This window comes from Streptomyces sp. NPDC056503 (genome assembly GCF_042794995.1).
Classification (GTDB): Bacteria; Actinomycetota; Actinomycetes; order Streptomycetales; family Streptomycetaceae; genus Streptomyces.
This window is the reverse complement of the sequence record NZ_JBHTST010000130.1, coordinates 1-25,257: the sequence shown is the minus strand read 5'-3', so window position 1 is coordinate 25,257 and position 25,257 is coordinate 1. Positions and strand designations below refer to the sequence as shown.

Below are 25,257 nucleotides of genomic sequence, written 5' to 3'. Positions count from 1 at the left end.
CCCCTCCCCAGGGCGCCGACCCTGCCCCGTACACCCGAGAAGGAACATGCTCACGAAATTCTCCGTCACCCTGAACGAGTCCGTTGGAGCGCCTTCGCAAGGGCCTGACTTCCGGACGACAGGGGAGATCTTTCTCCGTTACCACCACTTCATTCACCCTGTCACGCTCAGCGTCGGGAACACGACGTTCCTCGACGAGGAGCCCGTTCCGGTCCTCGACTTCCTCCTGGTGCTCGAACGCGCCGTCGGCCGGCTGCGGGACGGAGAGAGCAGCGGGATCTCGTTCACCGAAAGTCCGGAGAAGATCGTCCTCGACCTCCGGGAGGACGACCTCGTCCTGAAGTACGGCGACACCGAGGCGATCTGTCCCGTCTCCGATTTCGTCATCGCCGCGACCGGGTTCCTTCACGACGCACTGGAAGCCGTGACGCGCAGCGCTCCTTCACTGCGGCAGAACGCGTTCGTGATCCGTCTCAGAGGGCTCGTCGACAGCCACTCCTGAAGCGGCAATCCCCCCGATCGGCGGGAAACCCGGTCGGCCGTCAGGCTCGACACTGCCGGCCGGGCAGAGGACGCAGGCGGCTCGCGCCAGGCCGCCTCCTGCGCCAGGTGGCGGCCCGGCGCGAGGCCCCGTTCTCCCCCGCACGCGGAACGCCCGGCACTCGCGCCGGCCGAGACCCCACCTCCCTGAGAGCTCACAGCAGAGCGACAGAGAAGTCGGAACGGTTCGCTCCCCGCCGCGCCGGGCAGGAGACCGCGAGTGGGCGGGCGGAGTCGTCCGGCAGGGGTGACAGGAATCGAACCTGCGACATTCGGTGGGGGGGAGACCGACGCTCCGACCGACTGAGCCACACCGCTGGGTGGGCAAGGTCCTCTCATCCCGGTGGAATGCGGCGCCGCTCGGTCTTCAGGAAGCGAGGCCGAGGCGCGGGCCGCCCCGGTCGCGCAGGCGCCGGAAGAAGGTGAGGACGCCCGCGGAGCCGCCGGCCCAGGTGGCGCTCGGACGGGCGAGGCCGGTGTCCGGGAAGACGGGCCGGGACCAGGTGCCGCCGCTACGGCTCAAAACGAGCCGGGCGACGGTCTCGGCCCCGTCCCGGAACTCCTCCGAGCCGGACGCCTCCGCGACGTCCACCAGCAGGTCGCCCACCCCGGCCAGGCCGCAGCACTGCGTGACCAGCGGCATCCTCGGCGCCAGGGCGGCGCAGGCGCGCGCGGCCCGCCGGGCGAGGTCGAGGTGGCGGGGGTCCCCGAGGTCCCCGGCAGCCTGGAGGTGTACGGATCCGATGCCGGCCAGGCCGCGGCACCATGAGCCGTAGCGGCGGGTCGCCCCGGGCTCGGCGGCGGCCGCGATGACGTCCGGTGTCACGGCGGCCAAACGTGCGGCGGCCCGCTCGGAGCGGGCGACCGCGTCCGGGTCCCCGGTCCACGCGCCGTACGCGAGGAGGAAGGAGACGACGCCCGCCTCGCCGTGCGCGAGGCCCTCGCGGAGCGCGGCGCTGCCGGGCGTGTCCGGGCCGGCCGGGGCGAGCCGGGCGGTGCCCAAGGCCAGCATCCGGTCGCAGCCGGCGGCGACGGCGAGGTGCCGGTCGGCGGTGTGCGGGTCACCGGACCGGAGGGCGTGCCGGGCGAGCAGCAGGCGGCCTATGCCGATGCCGGCGGCGCCCGCGACGAGGTCCGCCTCGGGCGGGCCGCCGTCCGGGGCGCGGTCCGGCAGGTCTCCGGACTTCCCGCCTTCGTGGGGCCCTTCGTGGGGCGCCGTCCTTGTCCCCGCCTCCGCGAGGAAGAGTTCGACGCCGGTGCGGCCGGTGTAGAAGCCGGGCGGCAGGTTCCTGGACTGTGCCGCCGTCCACCGGGCCAGCGCGGCGACGGTCTCGCGCACGTGGGGCTGGTGGGTGTGGTGGAGGAGTTCCAGGCCGAGGCCCGAGCTGCCGCCGTAGACGTCGAGCGAGGTGGGGATGTGCAGCCGGGCTGCCCGTACCGGGTCCGTGATCGCCTCGGCCTCGGCGGCGCAGAACGCGGCCGTGTGCGCGATGGCCTCGTCCAGCAGATCGTCGTCGATCCGGAAGGTCACGGGGCGGCGCGCCGACCTGCGTACGGGCGAGGGGGTGGGATCGGGGGTGGGGGTGAGGTCGGGGGTGCCGGTGCGCAGGCGGTCGGCGGCGGCAGTCCGCTCGGCCGGGTCGAAGCTCAGAAGGCCGGTGATCGCCGCCCGGACGTTCCGGTGGGCGTCTCCGGACAGGGCCTCCGCCAGGCAGGCCAGGGTCCGGTCCCGGTTGGTCACGCGGTCGGCGTCGACGATCACGGGGTCCAGGCCGGTGGCGGCGAAGAAGAGGGTGGTGCCGAGGGCGTAGTGGTCGTCGGCGGGGGCGGCCGGGCCGGTCGCGGGCAGGACCGGCTCGTTGTAGCCGGGGGTCGCGCCGCCCGGCCCCGTACCGTTCCGTTCGCTCGTCCCGAAGTCGACGAGATGGACGGAGTGGCCGAGATGGCCTGGGCGGCCTGGGCGGTCGGGGCGGCCTGGGCGGTGGAGGTGGCCGGGGCCGTCGAGCACGACGTTGTCGGGCTTGAGGTCGCGGACGACCACGTCCCGTGCGTGGATCGCGTCCAGGATCTCCAGGAGCCGGGCGGCGAGCGCGGACAGGGAGCGTCCCAGGCGGGTGCCGTCGTCCCGGTAGGGGCCGTTGCGCAGGACCTCCCGGCGCAGGTCGCGGTCGCCGCAGCTGCTCGTCACCAGGTACTCGTCGGCCCGGTGGGCGAAGTAGTCCAGGGCGCGGGGCACGCCGGGGACGCCGTCGAGGACGGTGAGGACGGCGTGTTCGTTGCGCAGGTGGTGGCGGGCGTCGGTGCCGGACTCCTCCTCGCCGACGAAGGCCCGCGCCTGCTTGACCACCACGGGCCGGCCGAGGGTGCGGTCGGACGCTCGGTAGACGTTCCCCCGGGGCGTACGGGCGATGCCTGCGGTGACGGCGTAGCGGCCGCCGCCGAGGGCGGGCGCATCCGGTCCCCCGGCGTGTGCGGGGCCGGTCGCGAAAGGGTCCTCGGCCCAGGGCGGGCACCGGTAGCGGCCGGTGGCCAGGCCGTCGAAGATCCGGCCGTCCGGGCCGGTCATGACGGATTCGAGCCGCCCGGTCCGGCCTGTCCGGTAGTCGCCGGTGAAGGGGCCGTAGCGGTAGTAGACCGGGGCTCGCGGGTCGACCCGCCGGTCGCTGACGACCTGTGGTCCCTCCCGGTCGCGCAGGGCGGCAACAAGTTCCCCGGCGAGGGCGACCACGGTCCCGGCGAGGGGGTAGACGGTGATCGCCTTGCCGACGGCCCCGGCGCTCACCGCGCCGGAGTTGAGGCGGCGCAGCGTCTCCGGGTCGCGGGCGAACTTCGCGTGGCAGACATGCCGGGACAGCACCGGCAGGACGAGCCGGGTCACGGCGTCGAGTTCGCCGGGGCGCGTCGAGACGTGCAGTTTCCAGCCGTGTTCCATCGCCGGCATCCGGGGGTCGTTGAGGTACGCCCACGTGTCGTCGGACCAGCCGTCGCGGCCGGCGATGGAGACGGCCACCGCTAGGAGTTGAAGTCGCAGGCGAAACGGGTGGTGGCGGTCACCCAGGGGTCGGAGAGACACGCCGTGTACTCGCGGTCGCCGCGGTCGTCGTCCTCGAACGCGATCGCCGCGTCGTCGATCTCCAGGGGACCCGCGTCGCGGAAGTCGAGGGATCCGTCGGCTTCCAGAAGTTCCGGCACGGCTACAGGCATGTGACGCCTCCAGGGTCGGTTGCGCTGAGGAGCGGGAAGGCCCGGCGCGGGCCGGTGGACCCGTCGGACCATGAACTCGCTGGACAAAAGTAGGGAGGGGCGCATCCGGTGACAAGGCGTCGGTTCGGCCATGCTTCCGACCCGGTCGGCGGGGCCGGGGCGGCCCTTCGGGGACGGCGGTACGGTCCGGCGGGGACGCGGGAGGCCCAGGTGGGACGGAGGTCCGGCGGCCGGCACCGGGGGCGACACCGCCCGTCCCGGGGCGCGGGGTGGGCCCGTCAAGGGGGCTGTTCGCGCCGTTCCCCGCCGGGTCGCCCGCCGTTCGCCGCACGGGCAAACCCTCACTCCCCGTCCAGACACCCGCCGTTCCCCGTACAGGAGGACCGTCTCTCTTTTCCCGAGCAGGGCCCGACGCTCTGCGGCACCCACGGCCAGGAGCGGCTGTCGTAGCGGCGTGGTCGGGTGGCCGGTGCTTTGAAGGTGCTTTGGAGGTGCTTTGTCGGTGCTGCCGAGCGTGAGGGCGGTCTCCTCGTCGGCATCCGGTGTCGAACGTGTCGCCGTCTTCTGTGGTCACACAGGGTGCAGACGTGTAGCGTTCCTGTCAGCTGTCGTGGTTCGGACGTTCCCTTTTACCCACGCCCCAGGCGTGGGTTTTTTGCTGTGCTGTGCTGCAGGGACCAGGGCGATCACCTCCGCTTCCCGCATGGTGCGGGAAGCGTCCATCGACTGGAAGGCATCAGACATGGCTACCGGAACTGTGAAGTGGTTCAACGCCGAAAAGGGCTTCGGCTTCATCGCCCAGGACGGCGGCGGCCCGGACGTCTTCGCCCACTACTCCGCGATCAACGCCTCGGGCTTCCGCGAGCTCCAGGAAGGCCAGACGGTCACCTTCGACATCACCCAGGGCCAGAAGGGCCCCCAGGCGGAGAACATCACCCCCGCCTGACCCCTTCCCCTCCCACCAAGGGCGAAAGCCCAGCGGGATGGCACGTGATGAACGAGTTCAGGGCCGTGCAGCCCATAACTGCACGGCCCTGAGCCGTACTGGCGGGAGGCCATGCCGCCGGATCATCTCACCCGAGCCCGATCCACAGGTCCTGAGCGTTGCTCGGTCCTTGGTCCACAGTCCTGTGCGAGTAGTGGCCAGTTCCTTCACCGCTGTGCTGCATCCGGGACAGCCGCCAGCCACGCGGCCATGAAGTCCTCGGCCGAGTCCGGTTCTCCGGGGCGGCGGAAGACGTCAGCCATGTGCTCCGTCATGACCTCGTCGAGCTGCTCAGCGAGGTGGCCGAAGGAGGGTTGCAAGCAGAAGCCGAGCACGTTGGCGGCGTCGACTTTGTCGACGCTTCGGGCTGCCGTGATGGCGGCCTCGCCCAGGCCCAGCTCGTCGATTCTTGCGCGGATGGCTTGCTGGCCGGGGGTGTCCGGGAGCAGGAAGCCGTGCAACAGGTACACGCTGCCGCAGAAGCCCAGGACGCGGGCGACGTCCCGCGCGCGGGCCAGTCTCGCGGGGCTGACGGTTTCGGCTTCGGCCACCGCGTCATGCTGTCGTGCCACGCGCAGCATGTGCTCCAGCGTTCCGTCCCGCTCAGCCTGCTCAAAGGCCGCGGCCAGCGCCGCGCCGTCCATTCCCGGCAGCAGCCCCGAGTCGGTCACGGCCTGGGCGAAGCTCTCCCCGCTCACTTCCCCCAAGGGCAGTCCGAGCAGCGCGATGAGGTTGACCATGCTGCGCTGTCCACCGCGTGGCGGCGGCTGGATGTCCTGACTTCTGTCGAGGAGTGCTTCGCGCATGCGTCCCGGATGACCGAACGGGCCGACCGAGCGGGCCAGGTACTTGTCGGCGTCGGCGTAGAGGGCATCCGTCTCCGTGTCATCGCCCGCCCGACGGGCCTGCTCGATCAGGCGCTGGACGGGACTGCGGCGCAGGGCCCAGACGAGTGCGTCGCGAACGGCCTCGAAGGGCGGCTCCGGAACGGGCAGACGGGAGTGCGCTCCTGGTGTACCGGCTCGCATGTACCAGGCCAGGACGGTGGCGCGTAGGTCTTTGCCCTGTCCGCTGCAACGCGCCAGGACGTCGGCGATCTCCACGGTGTGGGGGTCCAGAACGGATGATGAGCCGCGGCCTCGGCCCAGTGCCTTGCGGGCGTGCCTCGGCAGCAGGCCGGCTCGCCGCCAGCGTTCCAGTCGCGCCGCCGATGTGGCCAGGTCGCGGTCGTGGAGGAGCTTGAGCAGCTCCTGGTCCGCGGGTGAGGTGTCGTCGCGGGTCACGTCCGCACTTTAGAACCCCGCGAAGTGTCGTGGAGCGGGAAATCCGAGGTCTGGCTCCATGGGGCTACCGGGGCGGAAGTCGGCGACTTCACCGGCGCCTTGGGTCCCTGCGCGCACGCGACCGGGCCCCGGCACGTGCGCTGCGGGCAAGGGCAGAGAGGAGGAGAACCCACCGACATGTTGAACGATGTGATCACTGGCTCGATCGCGGAGCTTCTGGGGGGCTGCGCCGTGGTCGTGGCTGTCGCCCTCGTCGCACGGGCCCGCGGCCGTCGTGGTGCCCGGCGCGGCACCGCACCGGGCGGAGACGGGGCAGCGACGCGGCCGGCCCGCATGTACACCCTGATCGGTACGCGGGCCCCGGACGGCCTCGTGGTCCGGCTCGCCAGCAGCCGGCCTGCCGGCACCGTCGTCACCTGGCAGGAGCCGGCCACCGACCGTCGCCGGCGGTTCGAGCTGACGGACGCGGTCCTCTCCGACGGCACCTTCGCGGCGGAACCCCTCGACTGGTACCGCTGAGCTGTCCGGGACCAGCTGCTTCCAGAAGTGGCCGCAGCGTGTTGCAGAGCCCGGGCCGGGACAGTCGGGGCTGCCGTGCTGCGCATCGGACGTTCGGGCGGAGATGCTTGTGCGAGGCGGCCGGGATCTTCTTGACCGATTGACCGACATCATGGCGACCGGCGCTCTCCCGACGCCCTGGCGTCCGCCCGTGCTGCCGCCGGCCTCCCCGATGAACCCGGCGCAGCCACGGCCGTCGGGTTCGTTTCTGGTCCTGGTGCGCATCGAGCCGGCGTGCCGGAGGGTGAGCAGGGCGTGGAGGGTGTTCGCCGTGTCGCGCTGTCCGCTCCCCCTACGCTCAGATGGGGCAGTCGTCCAGCTTCTGACTCGTGACCGGCGCTCCGGCCTTCAGACCGTCCGGAAACGTGAACGCATGGCACTGGTAGTGCTTGTCCTCCCCCGGTACCGCATACCTCACCACGACACGCGGCGGTGTGCGGTCCCGCTCCCCACGCCACTCTTCGCCCGCTGCCCGGGCGATCTCCTGATCCGTCAGCGTGCCGTCCTCCAGCGCTTGACCGAGGCGGTATCGGGTCAGTCCTACCTGCTTTCCCACTGCCTCCTCCGGAACTGGATCGGGTCGGTCGAAGAAGGCCGGTACCGCGTAGTTGACCACCAGGGCGACCGCCACGAAGGCCAGTACGACCGCGCCGAGGGCCACGCCCGCGCACCCGCTCGGCATTCTCGTCGGAGCTGCCGCCCAGGTGCGCGGGTTCGATCCTTGTGTCATCTCAGAAACCTGCGTATCCGAATCCGGTTCAGGCGACCGCTGGTCCTTGGGCGTCGGCCATCGTCTGCTGGGTCCCGCCTGCCGCGCGGTAGCGGTCGACGGCGCAGTGCAGTGCAGTGCGGCTGCGTGGGCGGCCGCAGGCGTCATCCCGGATGCGTTCATGGCCGCGTCCAGCTGCTCCCTCCCCCTGACGGTGCAGCTGCCCGATTGTCGTGCATGCGGTGACGGCACGACAACGCCCTGGTCAGGACAGCCTGATATTGCCGATGGGTCGATGCCATCCGTTTCCGCTCCTGCACGATCCACTCCCGCCCACGTCCGACATCACAGCGCTCATGCCTGGCCTCGGCTCTGGCCCCTGACCTGCGCGGGAGGGAACTCTGTGGGGCAGGCGGAGGCCTTCGCCGGAATGGTACGGGGAGCGTATCGACGACGGTCGGGGGCGGGCTGTTCCTCGGACCCAGGGTGGCCGTACCCGGCGTTGACGAGCGCATCCGAAACGCCGGGCGCGTCGGAAGCACGTATGTGGGGTTCCGCAGGCATGGCGGTTCCGTCGCGAGGCCGCGGGTACCCGCGTCTCCGTATCCCTGGAAGGAGCGTGTCGGGGTGGACACCCTGGGTTGGGAAGTCGCGCCGGACGGGGGACGGCCCGAAGGACGTTCCTGCACGCATCTCGCGCTGCTCTCGGCGCCCCCGGCGCCGCCGGAGCCCCCGGCGCCGCCCACCGCCGGCTGCGCCGACTGTCTGCCGCGTGGCTGGCGATGGGTGCGGCTGCGTCTGTGCGTGACGTGCGGCAACGTCGGCTGCTGCGACAGCTCGCGGGGGACGCACGCACATGACCACTACGTCCGGAGCGGACATCCGGTCGTCCTGTCCCTGGCCTCCGACGAGGGATGGGCCTGGTGCTTCGCCGACCAGGTCTTCCTGATCCGCTCCCGTGCGGGCGCGTGAGGACGACGGCCTCGTTCACCGCCTCTTTCCTGGCCGCCCTGAGCCGGGTGGGGCCGTCCCGCGAGGCCGGCACCGGTTCGCCGGGGTGGAGTCGGGAACCGGTACGGCCCGTGGTCGGCCGCGCAGATCGAAGTCCGAGCCGCCTTCGCGCTGGAGGCCCCTGAGGAGAGGGGTCGTCTTCCTGGGCGGGTCGAACGGAGGGGCACGGAGGGGCGCTGTCCGGTGCCGACGAAGACGTAGGGCATGAGCCGGGCGGCCGCGACCCTCTGTTGGCCAACATGGCGAGCAGGCGCCCCAAGGGCACAAGGGAGCTGTCGGTCGGGCCCCAGGTCAGGAGCACCGAGGGCCACTGGACCCTGAAGGCCCGCCCGCCGCTGAAACCCTGGCTGCGGGGACCGCTCGCGGAACAACTCCCGGCCGTGTACCAGTGCAGGCGGGGCCTGGATCGACGGGGCGTCAGGGCCAGGGGAGAGATGAACTTCGACGAGAACGCACCACGGCCGCGTGAGAGGAACGGTCCGCCTCAGAACGTCCCCACCGCAGGGAGGCACGCAGGACCGCACCTCTGCACTCCGAGGGATCCCCCCATCACGTGCTCGCACGCCGACGCGTCTCCGGCCCTCCCTACCGGCGCTGCGCGTCACGCCGGCGCCGCGCGCGCTCGAACTCGGCGACGTCCCTTATCCAGGGGCCGTGCTGGTCGAGCGCGGCGCAACCGCCGCGGACGAAGGCGCTCACCAGGGTGCGGTAGCAGCCGATCCCGTCGACGAGGCGGTACTCGACGAGGTACTCCGGATCCGATCCGCCCCCGCCCGCGCGCAGGGTCGTGATGCGGGCGAGGGAGTCGGCGTAGAAGTGGAGCTGGACCCCTTCGCCCAACTCCTCGTCCTCGATGGTGAACACCTCGTTGTCCGCAGCGGAGTGGTCGCCGACGAACTCCCAGAACTCCGCGGCAGCGGTGCGGGGGCCGTCCGGCAGCCACTTCTTCTCGGCGCCCTTGTCGTCGGTGAACGTCAGGGCGTTCCTCCTCGCGCCTCCGGTGGGGTCCGCAGCCTCCTCGTCGTCCTCCACGGGCGTGTTCCTCGAGCGGGCCGCCGCCTCGGAGCACATCAGGAAGCCGACCGTGCGCACCGCGTCGTCGGCGAGTCCGGGGTACGCGCGGCGCAGGGCTGCTTCGACCGTCGTCTCCATCAGGGCCCAGTCGCGCTTGTCGGTGGCGCGGTTCCCCCGGCGCGGATCGCGGCCGATCCGCATCCCGGCACAGGCATGCTCCGCGGTGGCGACCACCCGCATAACCTCGGGCAGCAGCGCGGGGGCCACGGCATCGGGGGTCCGCTTCGGCACCGTCGCGCCGTGCAGGTACTGGCCCGTGTACCGCAGGATCGCGGTGTCGAGGGGACCGAGTACCACTCCGCGCCGGGCGCGTGCGCGGTTCGCGTGGTGTTCCTGGGCGCGCTTCGCGTCCGCGGTCTCCGTCGCCCCGCGCATCGCCGCGCACACCTGGCCGCTGTCGAGCAGGCCGATGTCGGCCCCGTGGGCGACGAGCCGGCTCCTGTCCCACCGGACGTGCCGGAAGAACGCGTCGACGTCCGCGGGGGCGGCCAGCAGGACCGGGTCCAGGAGCGCCACGGCGGCGTCCTCGTCGAGCCGGCCCCGGGTACCGGCGTCGTCGCACAGCGGAAGGACCGCGCTCCACAGCAGCAGGTGCCTGGCCAGGTCCTCCTGGATCACCGCGCGGTGTGCCTCGCCGATCGGGAACGTGAAGGTGCGCGGGTCGTGGTTGGCGTCGGCCCCCGCGCCGAGCATCAGCTTCAGCTCGCCGTCCTCGCGGATCACGCTCGGAATCCAGCCGCTCCCCCGCGTGAAAACGATGTCTCTCATGGGCCCAGTCTTCCGGACCGGCACCGCGTGGCATCACGGTGGGCTTGCGGCCCGTCCGGCACGGGTCGCGGACATCGCTCCCGGCGGGCTTCGGCGGCCAGGTCCGCCTGGGCGCGGAGACAGCCGCGGAGTGCGACGCAGGGCGATGGTGTGCGGGGTCGGGCGGGTGGCAGGGCGGGGAAGTGTGCGGGAGCCGCGCCAGAGCTCACGCGGCGTGTCCGGACCGGCTGGACCGCGACTTCACGGCCCCGGCACCGAACCGGAAACGGATCACTGACTCACCTACGTCCGTACGAGTGTGCGCTTCACCGAGCACCTGGGCATCGAGGGTATCCGCCCCTCGATCGGCAGCGTCGGCGACGCTCATGCCAACGCGCTGATGGAGACGATCGACGTCCTTCACAAGGCCGAGTGCATACGGACCAAGGTCTTCCCCGACGGTCCCTGGAGAACGGTGTCGGGCGTCGAGTACGCCACCGCCTCGTGGGTCGAGTCGTACAACGACCGCAGGTTGCACGGAAGTCCGGGCATGATCGGCCCCACCGAGTTCGAGGCGGCCCACTACGCTGCCTCGGCGAGCGAGGGGAACGCGGCCCGCTCGGCCGTCGCACCTCGCGGTAGCCTCTCGCCATGAGTCGCGGGGAGGGCGAGGGCGCGCTGGTTCTGGAGGCGCAGGAGAGGCTCGCCGCAGGGCAAAGCGGCGAGGAGGTCTTCGCCGAGCTGGCCGCGAGGACCGGCGACTGGGGCGTCTGCGTGTTGGCCGTGTGCTCGGCCCTGGGTGTGCCCCGGGCCGACGCCGAGGCCCGGCTCCGCGAGGCCGAGCCGCTCTTCTCGGACTTCGCGGTGGGCGAGGAGGAGGATCTCGCCTTCGTTCTCAGGTTCGGGCACGTCTTCATCGTGGACCGGGTACTTGAGGAACACGAGGAGCGCATCCGCGACCTCTTGGGAACCGCCGCTGGTGCCCGCGGAGGCTATCCCGGCGGCCTGCTCGCGTGGTTTCGCACCGGGGAGCTCACGAAGATCTTCCTCTACTTCGCCGGAACCCGGTTCCGGGACGGGCGCGGCTCGCCACCCGACTTTTGGGCCGCCATGACCGCGGCCGGCGAACTCCTGGCCGGCCAGGACCGCCCGGACCACGACGAGGTGACTGCGGGGCTGGAACGATGCCGCACGCAGGCTGCGGCCATCAGCGCGAAGTGGCATCGTGATCGACGGACGTCCTGCGCCGAGTAGGCGGTCTCGATGGCTCCCCACGGCCCAACGGCCCCGCGCAGGCCACGCCGAGTCCCGTAGCGACGCCCGAGTTCGCTCCCTACAGTCGCCGCATGGCCACCGAGGACGAGAACCCGAGTCAGCCCGACATCACCGCGATGCTCAAGGACCAGACCAGTGCCTGCAGGGCAGCACGCGACGCCCTCGCCGCCGGCGGCGAGGTCATGCTCTACGACGGACAGCCGCCACAGTGGATGGTCCTCGGCATCGCTGCGACAAGGCTGAAACGGTCGCTGAAGACCGGCCTGACGACCCTCGGCCTTGACGAGACCGTTGAGATCCTCAGCGCTCGGCACCCTGACGAGCACCTCCGCACCGGCAACATCGTCGCAGCAGACCGATCTTGGTTCTTCACCCTGTACTTCGACGTCACCGGGACCGAGCTCCTGGCGTGCAGCGGCGTCAAGGGCAAGCGGCCCCCGCGGAGGGACGGTCAGAAACTCCAGCTATAGAGACCGCCACCCGTATGCGCCGCAGACGCCGCGAGTCGGGCAACGCCCTGCAAGACCGCAAGGAGATCATCGTCGGTCATAGCGTCGCCGTCCTCGGACCGGAGCCGCGTAATCCAGCGGCCTGCGAGCTCTTCGAGTTCGGCGGAACTCGCTTTGCCGAGCGCTCGGGTCAGCCGCTTCGGCAGAGCGAACACCTCAACGCCATCGTTCAAGGGGGCGGTGCCCCACTCCGGCCACGGCCGCCACGCAGAGAGCCGCTCAAGCGGCGGGGCCTCGTCCGAAGGCGTCTCGAAGTACATGTCCCACTCGGCGGGACAGTGCTTCGTCCCCACGGAAACTCCGTTCTCCTGGACCATCAAGATCCGAGTCTCTCCGGTGGACAGAATCCGGGGTCGAGGTCCGTCCGAGTGAACGACCTTCGTATCGGGCGGCCGCCCCTCGTTGACTGTGGGCCATGGCGGTCGCCGCCCCCGGCTATTCGGGGGAACCGCGAGCCACCCCGGTCCTCTCAGGCCGCGTGCGGGCATCGATGGATGAAAAGGAAGAGAGACGCGATGCCGCTCTATCTATCAAGGTTCAGCTACACGCCTGAGACATGGGCGAGACTGATCGGCCACCCCGAGGACCGCGCCCAGGCCGCTCAGTCGTACATCGAGTCCGTCGGCGGGAAGCTCCACGGCTTCTGGTACGCCTTCGGTACGCACGACGGCTACAACCTCTGGGAAGCCCCCGACAACGTGTCCATGGCCTCGGTCGCACTGGCGATCAGCGGAGGTGGCGCGCTCAGTTCGTTCGAGACGACCGTTCTCCTGAGCGTCGACGAAACGCTGGATGCCCTGCGCAGAGCTGAGCAGGTCCGGTACCGGGCTCCTGGAAAGTAGCGGTCCGGCGAGCGGGATCGCCGCCTCGGCCGGTACGCCCCAGGTCCACACGGCAGATCCGTCTCGACCGGGCGAGCGCTCACCTGTGCCTTGAATGTCCGCCGAGCGCTCACACGTGCCTTGAATGTCCATGGTGTCCGCCCATGGGCCCGCGACCGCGTCGACCCGGGGACACGGTCGCCGCTGCCTGGACCGGGCGGGACTGGGGTTTGGCGTAGTCGTCACGGACCGCACGCGTAGGGGCCTTGCCCCCGGATGTGGACACCGGCGCTCAAGAGGATCCGCGAACGCGAGGAAGAACGCGACATCCCCTGCAAGACGGCCCGGTAGTTCGCGACGGATACGCCCTCGTGGACCAGGCCGCGGCGAAGGCGCCGGATCTGATCGGACGTGACTCCACCGTTGTCGCGGTGGACACGAAGTACATCGGGACATCACATACCTGCCGGTCAGCGGTGCGAAATCGCTCCACCTCGCGCTCGCGACCGCCATCGGCCTCGCCTCACGCCAGCCGGTCGGCCGGGTGGGTGGGCGATCGCCGACCACATGTGGACCGAGCTCGTCATCGACGCCCTGGCGGCCACGCCTGCGACGAGGCGGCGGGCGGCCCCGAGGGGTGCTGGGCGACGTTCCGACATCGCTGGATCGCTGTCACGCGGACATCCCGTGCGGCTGCGGACGGCAACACCTGCCGAGACCGGTCGTCTTCGGCGCCGGCCACGTCCGGGCAGCGGCCGAACCCTGACGGGCCGCCGGTGCCCCGTCGAGGGTGACGAGACGCGTCACCGACCGCTCGGACTCCTCGGTGGCCGAAGGCACGGCAGCAGCCGGGGCCACCAGCTCGAAGCGGGGCAGCGCGATCTCCTGCTCGTGGAGTACGAGGTGAGCGTGCCCGAGGTCGTACAGGCGGCCGGCTGGAGGAGGGAGTCGTACCGCCGCGCCCTCTCCAAGCTCTGGTGGGGGAGGCTCACGACGAGATCGGAGGTCGTGGAGTCCTGCGACGTGGCGCCTCATGCGTGAGCAGGATTGCCCGTCCTACGGGACTCTGCATCAGTGTGCCGTGGCCGCAGCGGGTTCGCTCTTCTCTTCCGCACGTCGCTGCGAATCCCGGAAGGGCGTGAGGAAGAGCGTTCCGATCCACACCACGATCGCGGTGCCCGAAAGGGCGATCGCCGGTCCGGGGCCGAGAGCACTCGCGCACAGGCCGCCAAGGAGGGCGCCCAAGGGCATTGTTCCGTGCGAGAGCAGCCTGTAGCTCGCCGTGACCCGGCCCAGCATGTCCCGTCGGGCCAGCTGCTGGCGTGAGCTGACCGCGTGAACGTTGTAGATCGTGGTGGAGCATGTGCTGATGAACGAGCCACCGATCAGGACGGCTATGCGTGCCGCGTCGGAGGAGAACAGTGCCGCTGTGGAGAGCGCGGTGAACGCGGTTCCTGTCACGGCGAGACTGCAGAGCATGAGGGTCGGGGGGTCGACGCGTTGGGCGAGTCTCCGTGCGAGCGCGGCTCCGACCATGCCGCCGACCGCACCGCAGGCGTAGACGGTTCCGAGCATGACGGGCAGCAGACCCAGGGATTGGACCACGTAGATGACCAGGACCGTGCTGTACGCCTGGATGAAAAGATTCGTCGTGCCGCTGCAGAGGGCGAGGGCCAGCAAGCCCCGCTCCCTGATGAGGTACTTGAACCCTTCGGAGGCCATTTTCCACCAGCTCTGACGGGCCGGCTTACTGTCGGTCGGCCTCGTTCGCAGGCTGGAGATGAGACCGCCGGATATGAGGAAGCTGACCGAGTCCACTATCAAGGCGTAGGGCGCGGTGAAAAGACCGACGAGAAGACCGCCCAGACCGGGGCCGGCGACGCCGGTCACCGAGTAGGCGGTGTTCACGGCGGCGTTGCCGGGAACGATCTCCTCTTTCGACACGATGTGGGGAAGCATCGAGTGATGAGCCACGTCCGCCAGGGCCTTCAGGCTGCCGAGGATCACGGCCAGGAAGTACAGCGCGGAAAGAGATATCAGGTGGGCTACCGTGAGAAGCGGGATGATCAGGAGGACGAGCCCCCTGGCGACATCGCAGAGCGAGTTGACGAGGCGCACCGGAAAACGATCGGCCACCACTCCCGCGAGCGGTGTCACGATAATCACGGGAGCCGTCTGAGCGGCGGCCAGGAGTCCCAGCTGAACCGGGCTCGCGTGAAGAGTCAGGACAGCGGTCAGGGGAAGGGCGATGAGGGTCACCTGCCCCCCGATCCCCGAGATCGTGACAGCACTCCAGAACCTGAGGAATCCGCTGTGCCGGTAAATGCTCTTGGTGGATGTGGTCAACTCTGCGCGCCCTCGGAAGATACGGAAACCCATGGTCGTACGTCAGCCTTCGACAAGAAGACCCGTCTCCACGAGCATGCGGTAGTAGCCTTCGATCTCGTCGATGGAGACGGAGAGGCCGTCGCTGTCCAGGATCCTTTGGACTTCCACCAGGGCATCCTGGGTGCGACGTCCGTGGGACACCCCCCACAGGAGCACGCCTTGGCGGCTGAGCGATACGGCCTCGTTCGCCTGCCGCAGGACCAGATAGATGTCGGCGGCCGGGATCAGAGAGTACTCGGGCGTCCGTCGGCAATGCTCCGGGCCGGCCGAGAGGACCGGCTGGTATGCGTATCCCGTGGCCGCCATGGCCACCAGGTCCTGGGAAAGCCACACGTTTCGCAGCACCGCCTCGCCCGGTACGGGAAGGTGCGCGTCTCGTAGGACCTGGCGGACGCCTTCCCCAAGGCGGTCCCCCACCGTACGCTCCCACTTCGTCCAGACCCATTTGGTGTTGACGTAAGGGTCGCCATGGCTGGCGAGATAGGCTTCGGCGGCGCGGTAGAGCGCTTCTCGTGACTGGTAGTCGGCTGAGGGGATGTCTTCGTTGAGGAGCGCGCCGACGACGTCATCGGTGATGTTCTGCACATCGACACAGTGACGCGAGACCAGCAGCCGGAGGTACTCGCCCTGACGCTCCTTGAGGAGCTTCTGGAGCTCGGCGAGGGCTCCGTCGTCGACGATGATCTCGCCCAGCAGGAACCGGGTCAGGAAATCCATCCTGCTTCGCGAGTGAGCGGTGATCTGCCGCAGGTCGTCGGCGGCTGCCGAGAAGGACGAAGCGGACTCCACCATGGCCCTGAGGCCGGAGAGTCGGATGAACTCGACGTCGACGCGGTCGGATTCGAAATCGATTTGCTCCGACGATGCTGGAGCGTCTGAATCCAGCACCACGAAGATGTCGATATCGGACTTCGGTGAGCCCAGGCCGGCGGTGGGAGCGCCACCGAGGTAGATGCGGCTGTATCCCCTCTGGTCCGCGAGCCAGTGGACTACGCGACGACCCCGGTCGGTGATCGCTTCCAGGGTGGGGCGCAGGGCGGCCGATCGGCCGGTCTCCGCGGTTCCGGTTTTTGCCCAACTGTCGAGCTTCACGCTCACCGTTCCTTGGCTTGATGTCGGACGACGCCAGAAGAAGATGCTGGGGCTGCGGAAATCCCTCGCAGCCCCAGCATCTGGTAATCCGAGCCGGATTACTCGGTCGGAACGTTGAGCTTGACAACGGTCGGCGTGGTGCCCATGATTCAACCCCCTCCCGGCGATAACGTCGTTCTCACAGCAGAGGGAGAGGTGGCCGATAAAGCGATCTCGTCCCCCCGGTTGAGATCTTCCCTCTCGGCAGACGGCTGCGGCCGAGAAGGGGCGCGCATCGTTTCGAGCGCGCCGATGAGCATGATCATATAGGCGCCCGGCGTCGTTCGCAATCCACTTCCGATTCAACACCTGCGGCCTGGAATGGGAACCCATTGCCCGACTTGCGCATATCTGTACGGATATGATGTGCGCTTTTGGTGCGAAGGCTGCACAGAATAATGAGAGGTGCCATTCCGGTACTTCGACGGAACCATCGCCCGCCATAGGGAATAGCGAACTCCCATTCCCAGGCTTCCGCTCTCTCTTCGGGAAACCGACGCCCGAGGAGAGCTCCTCCCACAACGCCCACCACCCCGCCGTCCCGCAGCCGGCCGACCCGCGGCACCGGACAGGCGTGGAGGGACCGCAGGGCCTGCGGCCCCTCCAGGAGCCCGAGGCTCAGGACTTCGGCGTGCCGACTCGGACCCGGTTCCCGTCCGGATCACGCAGCTCGACCTCACGCGCCCACGGAGCCTCCTCGATCCGCGCCCCGAACTCGGCGGCCACGGCGTCGACGTCCCGGACTCGCAGGTAGACCAGCGTGTCGGGACGGGCATCGCCTTCGTGCTCCGACAGGAACATCCGGACCTTGCCACGCGCGACCTCCACGAACGCGGGAAACCCCGGCTCGAAGCGGTGCACCCACTGCTGGACGAAGCCCAGCCGCTCGTACCAGACGACCGCCACCGCCGCGTCCTCGACCCGTAGCACCGGGATCACTTCCTCCTCCATGCCCCCATCCTTCCGGAAGCGGGGCCGGAGCTCACGGATGCCGTGCGGGAGACCTCGCTCCCCGGCCTCACCAGGGTGGCGCAGGCCGGGTCGGTCCGGGCGCGGGCCATGGCGCGGAGGTCCTTGGTCCGCGCGGCAACGTCCCGGAGCGGGCCGGAGAGCAGGAGTTCGTCGGGCCTACCGAGGTAGGCGCCCCCGTCGATCCGGACGTCCTCGCCGTCGACCGGTCGAAGGCCTCGAGTCCTCAGAACGACTCGGCCGCCGCCGTTGGGTCATCGAGCGGACCATGTCCTGGCTCACCGGATACCGCCGGTTCAACCACCGGTACGAACGCCACCCCCGCAACTACCTGGCCGTCCTCGCCCTGGTCCCCGCCATCGTCAAGCGCAGTGACGACACGCGCGGCTTCGTCGGGCTGCCCAGGCGCCGGATCGTGGAGCGGTTCTTCGTCCACCTGGTGCGAAGCCGCCGCCTCACACGGGACTTCGCACGATCCACCAGCAGCGCGGAGGCGATGGTCTGCTGGTCGATGAAGCGGCTCATGACCCGCCGCCCGGCCCGGTCACGCTCTTCGCGAGCATGAACCGGCCCGGCGCCGACGCCCTCAAGCCCGGAAAGGCAACAACCGCTTACGCTGTTCGGTCGGTCGGGGCCTGCCAGGGCTGGAACCATGGGTCGGGCCACTGTTCGGCGGCGGCCAGCAGGGGGAACAGGGTGGCGCCGTCGATGGTTTCGCGGATGATGTCGGAGTGACCGCCGTGTCGGGAGGTCTCCTCGATGAGGTGCAGCAGCACCCAGCGAACGGACCAGTTCTTCACGTCGGCGGGGAACCACGGCAGTCCCTGCGGGACGGGCACGGCCTGGCCGAGATCGGCGATCTCGGCGATCACCGCGTCCGTCTCCTGGGCCGCGGCCTCGTACTGGTCCAGCACATCGGCGAGCGTCTCCTCCGCGGTGAGCACGAACTCGGCGGAGTCGCTCTCGTCCGCCGTCCGCTGCTGTCCGCGCTGCCGCTGGAGGATCAGGTCGGTCCAGCCGGCCTCGCACCGTGCGGCGTGCTTGATGAGGCCGCCGATGCTCAGTTCACTGGCGGTGGGCGTCATCCTTGCCTGATCGTCCGTCAGTCCATGGGCGGTGGCGCGCAGAGCCTGGCGCTGTTGGGTGAGGTAGGCGAGTAGGCCTTCGCGCTCGTCGGCGATCGGCGGTACGTGTGCGGGCATGGGGTTGACCCTCCCTCCTGGAGAAAGGGTCGGTCAACCCTCTTGTGCAAAAAGTTTCAGACCTTTTCGCAAGGACGGGGCGCGCCGGCGCCCACGCTCCTTGTGTCCTGTATCGCCAGGTCGGCGTCACACGCATGCCCGTTGCCGGCCTCCGACTTGGTCACATCACCCGCCGGCGTCATGGGGATTGGGGGTCGAACCGATCGGCTCGGCGTACGCCTACCGGGAAGCGGGAGTAGAGTTCGGATGAAACTTGCTGCAAGAATTTGCATAACGAAAAGAGCCAGCCCTGCCGAGAGCCGTCCTGCCCGTCACCGACGAGCGCACAGCGCTGACCGCCTACGTGGCCCATCAGCGGCACGCCGCGGGTCACCGCTCACGGTCTGACCGAGGAGCAGGCCGCATGGCGCTTCTGCCGGTGAGCCGAGCATCGGCGGTCTCGTCCAGCACGCCGCACGGTGCGGGGCCTTCTGGACCGACCTCATCCTTCGGAAGGTGGTTCGCCATCGGTGGAGAGAGCGACTCGGGCGGTCCATGACCAAGGCTCCCGGGGCGGATCCCAGCTCACCTCGACGACGGTGTCGTGGAAGTCGCGCGCGAGTTCCGTCACCATCACCGCCGCCGCGGCCCGCGCGTCGTGTGGGTCGGTGTCGATCGGCACGTCCAGGTGCCCGCAGAGCATTCCGCCTTCCAGGGTGAGGACGCTGGTGCGCCAGCCCTCTGGCGTCGCCAACAGGACGATCCCCTTCGGAATGCCCCAGGCAGGTCGCTTCTCCTTCTTGCGTCTCGCCATGCCGCCACCCCATCCCACATCGTCGGGTTCATGGTGATGAGCGTGGGTGGAGAGTCAACCACCGCGACGCGGATCGGTGCCCGTCTCGTACGACAAGCCGGACCCTTCAGGACGCGTCGTCCGGATCCCTTTGCTCGTCTTCGCTTCCGTCGATGAACCACAGGACATCGACCAAAGCCTCGGCCAAGGCGTGAGTCAGGGAGGGGTACGAGGACGTCACGCGGGGCTCCCAGAAGATCGACGACGCATTCCGGCCATCCCACCACACACCACTGACATCACGGTGCGCGAGCCACCGCAAGAAGTGGACCAGAGCCGTCGCTCACCGACAAAGCCACGCGGGAATCGACGGACCTGACGGCCTCAGGTGTCGGCCACGCCGATGCGGAGGCGGGCGCCGACCTTGGCTACGGCTTGGAGCCGGAACCGTTGCGCCAGTCGGCGAGGGGTCGCGGGGAACATCCGGCCGGCGCCGCGCAGCCGGGTGACGAACGCGCTCGGCGGGAGGGGCTGGACAGGTCGGGGTGAGCTCGGACGCCGGGTCGGGGACGTGTCGGTAGGCATCCGGGCTGGTGCCGGGGTGGCACCGCACGTGCCAGACCCCGTGATCGCGCTCGATCACGCCGCCGTCTCCTCGTGCTCGCGGCGGGCAAGCTCGGCTCGGGTGGCGATCCGCGGGTCTGCCCGGCCGGCGGCAGGCGAGGACCCGACCCCTCCCGCGGATGGGCGTCCCCTTGCCATGCCACCGAGCGGCGACGGCCGGCGGAGGTTCAGCACGCCCCCCCTCGTCGAGACGCGCTGGGTCGCGTACACGGACCGCGACGGGGTGAGGCGGTACCGCGATGCCACGGGCCCTCTTACCTGGCAGACCGAATCGGATTCCACTACGAAGTCGGCAATGCCCGGGTCGGTACCGGCTGTACGACCGCGGTCTCCGCTAAGGGGTGCCCGGATGGTGTCGGCCCGACAAGCCCGACCGGGTAGGCAGCCACGTTGCCCTCGCCCTGGAGCGTCTGGAGTCGCCGCCCGGGGGCGAGGACACGAACCACGCATGTCAGGCGGGGCCCGAGCGGTCTCTTCACGCCTGTGGTGCTTCCCGCAGCGGCGGGGCGGCGAGGCCGGCGAGCATGCGGGTGAAGGCCTGGGCGGCGCGTGCGTCGAGTTCCTCCAGGGGGATGCCCGTGTCCCGGGCGTAGGACTCGCGGAAGATGGCGTACCCCATCTGCGCCGCGCTGGTCATGACGTGGGCGGCGACGCCGTCGGCGTCCTCGGGCAGCGAGCCGTCGGCCTTGTCCCGCTCCAGGCTCTGCAGGGTCCGCGCGAGGCGGGGCAGCGGGCTGAAGTCATCGTCGCCGTCGAGCGCGAGAAGCGCTTCGAGCTTGACCAGTTCGGGTTCGTCGAGACGGTGCTGGAACATCGCGAGCCGCCGTTCGGCGAAGGGCTGCTCCCAGTGGCCGTCGCGGTCCTCCGCCTGGCGCGCGACGAGGTCGGCCGCCGCGGCACGCAGCAGGGCCTGACGGGTGCCGAAGTACTGGTAGATCTGCCCGTGGTTGACCCCCGCTTCTGCCGCGATCTCACGGAGGTTGACCCCGGCGAGGACTCCGTCGCGCTCGAGCAGGGTGCGTGCCGCGGCGAGGAGGTCCGCCTCGGTCTCCTCGCGGCTGCGCCGACGACGGCGCGCCTTGCCCGTCGCACCGGTCCCGCTGTCGGTCATGTGCTGCTCCCCGATCGTCCTGGATCTGCGCGCTCCCACCCTTGCCGCGCCGTGGGCACCACTCTATGGTCCCACTAGCAACGTTTCGTTAATAACGAAGCGTGAATAACGTGAACGCTTGCAAGGAGCACCCATGTCGACACTTCCACTGGCGGACATACGCGTCCTCGACCTGTCCGCGGTGCTGGCGGCACCGGTCACCGCGACGTTCCTCGGGGACTTCGGCGCCGAGGTCGTCAAGGTCGAGGATCCCGGCCGCGGCGACTTCACCCGCGGCACCACTCCGGGCGCCCGCTCCCCGTACTGGGCCCAGGAGGCCCGCAACAAGAAGTCCGTCACCCTGGACCTGCGCACCGAGGCCGGGCAGCGGATCGTGCGCCGGCTGGTTCCCCACTTCGACGTCGTGATCACCAACTACCGGCCGCCGACGCTGAAGTCCTGGGGCCTCGACCCGGACACCCTGCGGGAGCTCGCGCCGGACACGGTGCTCGTGTACGTCACGGGGTACGGGCTGACCGGCCCGTACAGCGACCGCGGTTCCTTCGACCGCATCGCCAGCGCCTTCGCCGGCCTGACTCATGTCACCGGCGACGCCGACCGACCGCCGGTGCGCAGCGGGTACTCGACGATCGACTACATGGCCGCCTATCTGGGCGCTTTCTCGGTGGTCACCGCGCTGTACCACCGGGACACCGTGGGCGGCGGCGGACAGGTGATCGACCTCGCGCTGTACGAGGCGGGGTTCAGGGCCTCCGAGGACGCGCTCGCCGCGTACGCGACGACCGGCAAGGTCCGTGAACGCCTGGGCAACCGGAATCCGCAGATCGTGCCCGCCAGCGACTTCACCACCTGCGACGGGCGCCGCGTGTCCATCCACGCCGGGACCGATGCCCTCTTCGGCCGGCTGACCGCCGTCATGGGACGGCCGGAGCTGGCGGCGGATCCCGCGTACGCCACGCGTGCGGCACGGGCAGAACACGCCGACGCCCTGTACGCGGTCATCACCGACTGGGCCGCCGGGTACGCGGCGGACGAGGTCACCGCGATGCTGAGCGACGCCGGTGTCCCGGCCGCCCCGCTGATGAGCATCGCGGACATCGCCGCCGACCCGCACTACCGGGAGCGGGGCACCCTCGTCACCGTGGACGACCCCGAATTCGGGCCACTGCCGATGGTCGCGCCACTGCCGAAGATGTCGCGCACCCCCGGCAGCATCCGTTCCACCGGCCCGGCCCTCGGAGAACACAACACCGAGATCTACACGGGCGTGCTCGGCCTCACCGCCGTCGAGCTCGCCTCCCTGAGCGCCGACGGCGTGATCTGACCCCCTCCGTCCCTTCTTCCCAGGGAGGTCACGCGCCCATGGCCGTCACCCTGCACACCGCCGCACTCGGGACGCGTCTCGACCGGCTCCCCCTCAGCCCCTTCCACCGCCGCCTGGTCGTCGCCCTCGCCGGGATGATCCTCTTCGAGTGGGTGGAGACCTACGCGTTCGCGTTCGTCGCCCCCGCCCTGCGCCGGCAGTGGGACCTACCCCTGTCGGGGGTCGCCGTCGTGGCCGGTGCCAGTCAGCTCGGCGCCTTCGCCGGGGGCGTGCTCGCCGGTTACCTCGCCGACCGCGTCGGCCGCCGGCGCACGATGCTCGCCTGCGTCACCCTCTACTGCGCCGCCACCGTCGGCTGCGTCCTGGTCCAGGGCCCCTGGCAGCTGATCGCCGCCCGCACCGCCACCCATGTCGGTGCCCAGGGCATGGCCGTGGTCGCCATCGTCGTCCTCACCGAGTTCGTCCCCGCCGCCGCGCGCGGACGTCTGCAGACCTACAAGGTGGCGATCGGCTCGCTCGGCATCCCCATCGCCGCCTGGGCCGGCTACTTCCTCGTACCCGCATGGGACTGGGGCTGGCGTCTCGTCTTCGGCCTCGGGCTGTTCGGTGTCGTCTTCGCCGTACTGATCCACCGCTGGGTTCCGGAGAGCCCGCGCTGGCTCGCCTCCCGGGGCCGACTCGACGAAGCCGACGCCATCGTGCGCCGTGTCGAGGCACAATGCGGCGTCCTGCCCCGGACCGACGTCGAGCCTCCCGCCGACGCCCGGCCCGCGCCCTCCACCACGACGGCATCCACCTCCGCCGCGGCCCCGGAGCAACCTCGCCTCAGCGAGCTCTGGAGCGGCGCCCATCGCCGCAACTTCCTGATCGTCACCACGATGTGGGTGACCGGACTGCTCGCCTACTCCGCCTACAACACCTGGACACCCACCCTCCTCGCGGAAACCGGACTCGATCTCGACGACACCCTGCTGCTCTCCGCCCTCCTGGCGACCGCCGCGCCCCTCGGCGCGCTCGCCGCCGTACCCCTCATCGACCGCTGGGACAGGCGCCGCACCCAGCTCGTCCTCGGCGCACTCTCCGCCACCGCGCTGCTGCTGTTCTCGCTCGTCCGCGCCCCCGCGGCCGTGCTCGTCCTGGGCTGCCTGGTCAGTCTGCTCTTCCAGATGGCCGTGCCCTTCCTCCAGGTGTACTCCGCGGAGATCTTCCCCACGCGAATCCGCGCGCTCGGCTCCGGCACCTCCAACGCCCTGTCCCGGATCTTCAACTTCGCCGCCCCGATGCTCGTCGCCGCCCTCTACGCCGGTGCCGGCTACACCGCCGTCTTCGTCCTGATCGCCGCGCTCAGCGCCACCGGAGGCCTGGTCGCCGTCCGCTTCGGGCCGCGCACCACCGGCGTCAACCTCGAAGACGCCACCCCCTCTCCGACCCGCTAGGAGTCCCGTACCCATGACCGACCTGTCCTTCGCCTCGGCCACCGAACTCACCGCGCTCATCCGCCGCCGGGAACTCTCGCCCACCGAACTCGTCCACCACACCCTCGACCGCATCTCCGTCGCCGACACGACGGTCAACTCCGTGGTCGCCCTCGACCCCGAGCGGGCCCTCGGCGAAGCCGCCGTCCTCGAACAGCGCATCGCCCGCGGCGAGAAGCCGGGGCCGCTCGCCGGCCTGCCCATCCTCGTCAAGGACCTCGAAGACGCGGAAGGCTTCCCCACCGCCCGCGGCACCCGCGCCTACCAGGGCCGACCGCCCGCAGCCCACGACAGCGTCCACGTCGCACGGCTGCGCGCCGCAGGCGCCCTGATCATCGGCAAGACGAACACACCCCCGCTCGGCGCCGCCGTCCACACCACCAACGACGCCTTCGGCACCACCCGCAACCCCTGGAACCCCGAGCGCACGCCCGGCGGCTCCAGCGGCGGCGCGGCCGCGGCGGTCGCCGCCGGACTCGTCGCCCTGGCCACCGCCGGAGACGGCGGCGGTTCCACCCGCATCCCCGCCGCCCTGTGCGGAGTCGTCGGCCTCAAGCCGTCCCGCGGCCGCATCCCCCACGGCCCGGCCCGGATGCCGGTGTGGCCCCAGCACGCCTGCCTGTCCGGCATGGCCCGCACCGTACGGGACACCGCACTGCACCTCGACGTCGCCGCCGGCCACCACCCCGCCGACCCGCACTCACTGCCCGCGCCCGGAGTCTCGTACCGCGACACCCTCGACAAGCCGCTGCCCGTCTTGCGCGTCGGCGTCCTGCGCACCCTCGGCATCGCGGCACCCCGCCCCGAGATCCTGCGCTCCCTCGACCACGCGGCCGGCCTGCTGCGCGGCCAGGGCCACGACGTCCACGACGACGAGTCGGCCCTGCCCGGCGCCCACTCCTTCCCCGCACCGTTCCGGCTCCGTCAGAAGGTCCTGGCGTACGCCCGTCTCCTCGACGTATACGACGACTTCACCGCCCGCCGAGACACCTTCGAGCCGTGGTTCGCCGACCTCCTCGACGGAAGCCGCTCCCTCGCCCCGGCCGACCTGGCCGCCTACTGGGCCCACCGCGCACGCCTCGACCACTGGGCGGCCGACCTCTTCGACCGGTACGACCTCCTGCTCCTGCCGACCACCCCCACCACGGCGTGGCCGGCCGAAGGCCCGGACGTGGCAGCAGCCGTGCGCGAGCGCGTCCTGCCCCTCTCGTACACCTCCGTCTTCAACGACACCGGCCACCCGGCCATCAGCATCCCGTCCGGGATCGCCCCGGACGGTCTTCCTCTCGCCGTGCAGCTCGTCGCCGCCCATCACCGCGACGACCTCGTCCTCGCCGCCGCGCACACGCTCGAGACGGCTCTGGGCACTCCGCACCCGCCGGTCCGCGGGAGTTAGCCGTCCGGGCCCGGGGCGGGCCGCGGGCGTGGGGGCTCGTCCTGGGCCGCGCCGTGCGGCGTCGGGTGTCGTATCGGGTCGGGCGGCGGAAGGCTTCGAGTCGCGCTTCACGCTTGTTCGGCGGCGGCACCGGGGGCGCGGGCCCCCGG

23 protein-coding genes, 1 tRNA gene and 2 pseudogenes are annotated in these 25,257 nt (G+C 70.5%); 13 read left to right on the top strand and 13 right to left on the bottom strand.

Features of this window, described 5'->3' with window-relative positions; genetic code table 11:
• The first annotated feature begins 46 nt into the window (after positions 1 to 46).
• Positions 47 to 502, top strand: a complete 456-nt coding sequence (locus ACFQ8C_RS29665; RefSeq protein WP_383463200.1) for a hypothetical protein — start codon at positions 47 to 49, stop codon at positions 500 to 502.
• Between the two features lie 280 nt (positions 503 to 782).
• On the opposite strand, the gene ACFQ8C_RS29660 is transcribed toward ACFQ8C_RS29665, so the two are convergent.
• From ACFQ8C_RS29660 to ACFQ8C_RS29650, 3 genes are all read right to left on the bottom strand, one after another.
• Positions 783 to 858, bottom strand: a tRNA-Gly gene (locus ACFQ8C_RS29660).
• Between the two features lie 49 nt (positions 859 to 907).
• Complete coding sequence (gene lanL / locus ACFQ8C_RS29655; RefSeq protein ID WP_383463197.1) at positions 908 to 3,550, bottom strand: class IV lanthionine synthetase LanL; 2,643 nt, start codon at positions 3,548 to 3,550, stop codon at positions 908 to 910.
• A 2-nt stretch (positions 3,551 to 3,552) separates the two neighbouring features.
• On the bottom strand, positions 3,553 to 3,744 hold the full coding sequence (locus ACFQ8C_RS29650; protein WP_383463195.1) for an SflA family class IV lanthipeptide: 192 nt from the start codon (positions 3,742 to 3,744) through the stop codon (positions 3,553 to 3,555).
• A gap of 742 nt (positions 3,745 to 4,486) precedes the next feature.
• Between ACFQ8C_RS29650 and ACFQ8C_RS29645 the strand changes: the two genes are divergently transcribed.
• Positions 4,487 to 4,690: a cold-shock protein gene (locus ACFQ8C_RS29645; protein ID WP_132915253.1), complete on the top strand. Its 204-nt coding sequence runs from the start codon at positions 4,487 to 4,489 to the stop codon at positions 4,688 to 4,690.
• Positions 4,691 to 4,896: 206 nt separating this feature from the next.
• On the opposite strand, the gene ACFQ8C_RS29640 is transcribed toward ACFQ8C_RS29645, so the two are convergent.
• Positions 4,897 to 6,012 carry a hypothetical protein gene (locus tag ACFQ8C_RS29640; protein ID WP_383463192.1) on the bottom strand — a complete coding sequence of 372 codons (1,116 nt, stop codon included), beginning with the start codon at positions 6,010 to 6,012 and terminating at the stop codon, positions 4,897 to 4,899.
• A gap of 177 nt (positions 6,013 to 6,189) precedes the next feature.
• Here ACFQ8C_RS29640 and ACFQ8C_RS29635 point away from each other — a divergent pair, with 177 nt between their 5' ends.
• Positions 6,190 to 6,531 carry a hypothetical protein gene (locus ACFQ8C_RS29635; RefSeq protein WP_383463189.1) on the top strand — a complete coding sequence of 114 codons (342 nt, stop codon included), beginning with the start codon at positions 6,190 to 6,192 and terminating at the stop codon, positions 6,529 to 6,531.
• Positions 6,532 to 6,868: 337 nt separating this feature from the next.
• Here ACFQ8C_RS29635 and ACFQ8C_RS29630 read toward each other — a convergent pair whose 3' ends face one another.
• The gene (locus tag ACFQ8C_RS29630; protein ID WP_383463187.1) at positions 6,869 to 7,231 is read right to left on the bottom strand and encodes a hypothetical protein; all 363 of its coding nucleotides are present in this window, start codon (positions 7,229 to 7,231) and stop codon (positions 6,869 to 6,871) included.
• 675 nt (positions 7,232 to 7,906) lie between these two features.
• On the opposite strand from ACFQ8C_RS29630, the gene ACFQ8C_RS29625 reads away from it, so the two are divergent.
• Positions 7,907 to 8,251 (top strand): UBP-type zinc finger domain-containing protein, encoded by a 345-nt coding sequence (locus tag ACFQ8C_RS29625; protein ID WP_383463185.1) that lies wholly within the window; start codon positions 7,907 to 7,909, stop codon positions 8,249 to 8,251.
• A 624-nt stretch (positions 8,252 to 8,875) separates the two neighbouring features.
• On the opposite strand, the gene ACFQ8C_RS29620 is transcribed toward ACFQ8C_RS29625, so the two are convergent.
• On the bottom strand, positions 8,876 to 10,132 hold the full coding sequence (locus ACFQ8C_RS29620) for a DUF6357 family protein (RefSeq protein ID WP_383463183.1): 1,257 nt from the start codon (positions 10,130 to 10,132) through the stop codon (positions 8,876 to 8,878).
• Positions 10,133 to 10,424: 292 nt separating this feature from the next.
• Between ACFQ8C_RS29620 and ACFQ8C_RS29615 the strand changes: the two are divergent.
• The 3 genes and pseudogenes from ACFQ8C_RS29615 to ACFQ8C_RS29605 all read left to right on the top strand — a co-directional run.
• Positions 10,425 to 10,766 (top strand): annotated as a pseudogene (locus ACFQ8C_RS29615) (integrase core domain-containing protein); the annotation flags it as partial.
• Entirely contained in the window at positions 10,763 to 11,365 is a 603-nt protein-coding gene (locus ACFQ8C_RS29610) for a hypothetical protein (RefSeq protein ID WP_383463180.1), read from the top strand. The pseudogene ACFQ8C_RS29615 and the gene ACFQ8C_RS29610, both read left to right, overlap by 4 nt.
• A 92-nt stretch (positions 11,366 to 11,457) precedes the next feature.
• Positions 11,458 to 11,856: a hypothetical protein gene (locus ACFQ8C_RS29605; RefSeq protein ID WP_383463177.1), complete on the top strand. Its 399-nt coding sequence runs from the start codon at positions 11,458 to 11,460 to the stop codon at positions 11,854 to 11,856.
• Here ACFQ8C_RS29605 and ACFQ8C_RS29600 read toward each other — a convergent pair.
• Positions 11,838 to 12,215: a hypothetical protein gene (locus ACFQ8C_RS29600; protein ID WP_383463175.1), complete on the bottom strand. Its 378-nt coding sequence runs from the start codon at positions 12,213 to 12,215 to the stop codon at positions 11,838 to 11,840. The genes ACFQ8C_RS29605 and ACFQ8C_RS29600 overlap by 19 nt on opposite strands.
• Before the next feature lie 195 nt (positions 12,216 to 12,410).
• Here ACFQ8C_RS29600 and ACFQ8C_RS29595 point away from each other — a divergent pair, with 195 nt between their 5' ends.
• Both ACFQ8C_RS29595 and ACFQ8C_RS29590 read left to right on the top strand, forming a co-directional pair.
• Positions 12,411 to 12,737, top strand: a complete 327-nt coding sequence (locus tag ACFQ8C_RS29595; protein WP_383463203.1) for a GYD domain-containing protein — start codon at positions 12,411 to 12,413, stop codon at positions 12,735 to 12,737.
• 882 nt (positions 12,738 to 13,619) lie between these two features.
• Positions 13,620 to 13,757 (top strand): hypothetical protein, encoded by a 138-nt coding sequence (locus ACFQ8C_RS29590; RefSeq protein ID WP_383463172.1) that lies wholly within the window; start codon positions 13,620 to 13,622, stop codon positions 13,755 to 13,757.
• Between the two features lie 30 nt (positions 13,758 to 13,787).
• On the opposite strand, the gene ACFQ8C_RS29585 is transcribed toward ACFQ8C_RS29590, so the two are convergent.
• The 3 genes from ACFQ8C_RS29585 to ACFQ8C_RS29575 form a co-directional block, all read right to left on the bottom strand.
• Entirely contained in the window at positions 13,788 to 15,095 is a 1,308-nt protein-coding gene (locus ACFQ8C_RS29585) for an MFS transporter (protein WP_383463169.1), read from the bottom strand.
• Between the two features lie 9 nt (positions 15,096 to 15,104).
• Entirely contained in the window at positions 15,105 to 16,196 is a 1,092-nt protein-coding gene (locus tag ACFQ8C_RS29580; RefSeq protein WP_383463167.1) for a hypothetical protein, read from the bottom strand.
• Positions 16,197 to 16,853: 657 nt separating this feature from the next.
• A complete protein-coding gene (locus ACFQ8C_RS29575) occupies positions 16,854 to 17,186 on the bottom strand; it encodes a glyoxalase superfamily protein (RefSeq protein ID WP_383463164.1) in 333 nt (110 codons plus the stop codon).
• Between ACFQ8C_RS29575 and ACFQ8C_RS29570 the strand changes: the two are divergent.
• Positions 17,185 to 17,565, top strand: a pseudogene (locus tag ACFQ8C_RS29570) (transposase); the annotation flags it as partial. The gene ACFQ8C_RS29575 and the pseudogene ACFQ8C_RS29570 overlap by 2 nt on opposite strands.
• A 250-nt stretch (positions 17,566 to 17,815) precedes the next feature.
• On the opposite strand, the gene ACFQ8C_RS29565 reads toward ACFQ8C_RS29570, so the two are convergent.
• From ACFQ8C_RS29565 to ACFQ8C_RS29555, 3 genes are all read right to left on the bottom strand, one after another.
• Positions 17,816 to 18,406 (bottom strand): DinB family protein, encoded by a 591-nt coding sequence (locus ACFQ8C_RS29565; protein WP_383463162.1) that lies wholly within the window; start codon positions 18,404 to 18,406, stop codon positions 17,816 to 17,818.
• Positions 18,407 to 18,887: 481 nt separating this feature from the next.
• Positions 18,888 to 19,199, bottom strand: a complete 312-nt coding sequence (locus tag ACFQ8C_RS29560; protein ID WP_383463160.1) for a hypothetical protein — start codon at positions 19,197 to 19,199, stop codon at positions 18,888 to 18,890.
• 1,078 nt (positions 19,200 to 20,277) lie between these two features.
• On the bottom strand, positions 20,278 to 20,913 hold the full coding sequence (locus ACFQ8C_RS29555; RefSeq protein WP_383463157.1) for a TetR/AcrR family transcriptional regulator: 636 nt from the start codon (positions 20,911 to 20,913) through the stop codon (positions 20,278 to 20,280).
• Positions 20,914 to 21,046: 133 nt separating this feature from the next.
• Here ACFQ8C_RS29555 and ACFQ8C_RS29550 point away from each other — a divergent pair, with 133 nt between their 5' ends.
• The 3 genes from ACFQ8C_RS29550 to ACFQ8C_RS29540 are packed head-to-tail and all read left to right on the top strand — an operon-like array spanning position 21,047 to position 25,108.
• Positions 21,047 to 22,237: a CaiB/BaiF CoA transferase family protein gene (locus ACFQ8C_RS29550; protein WP_383463156.1), complete on the top strand. Its 1,191-nt coding sequence runs from the start codon at positions 21,047 to 21,049 to the stop codon at positions 22,235 to 22,237.
• 38 nt (positions 22,238 to 22,275) lie between these two features.
• Positions 22,276 to 23,673: an MFS transporter gene (locus ACFQ8C_RS29545; protein WP_383463154.1), complete on the top strand. Its 1,398-nt coding sequence runs from the start codon at positions 22,276 to 22,278 to the stop codon at positions 23,671 to 23,673.
• A gap of 13 nt (positions 23,674 to 23,686) precedes the next feature.
• Positions 23,687 to 25,108: an amidase gene (locus ACFQ8C_RS29540; protein WP_383463152.1), complete on the top strand. Its 1,422-nt coding sequence runs from the start codon at positions 23,687 to 23,689 to the stop codon at positions 25,106 to 25,108.
• Positions 25,109 to 25,257: the final 149 nt, after the last annotated feature.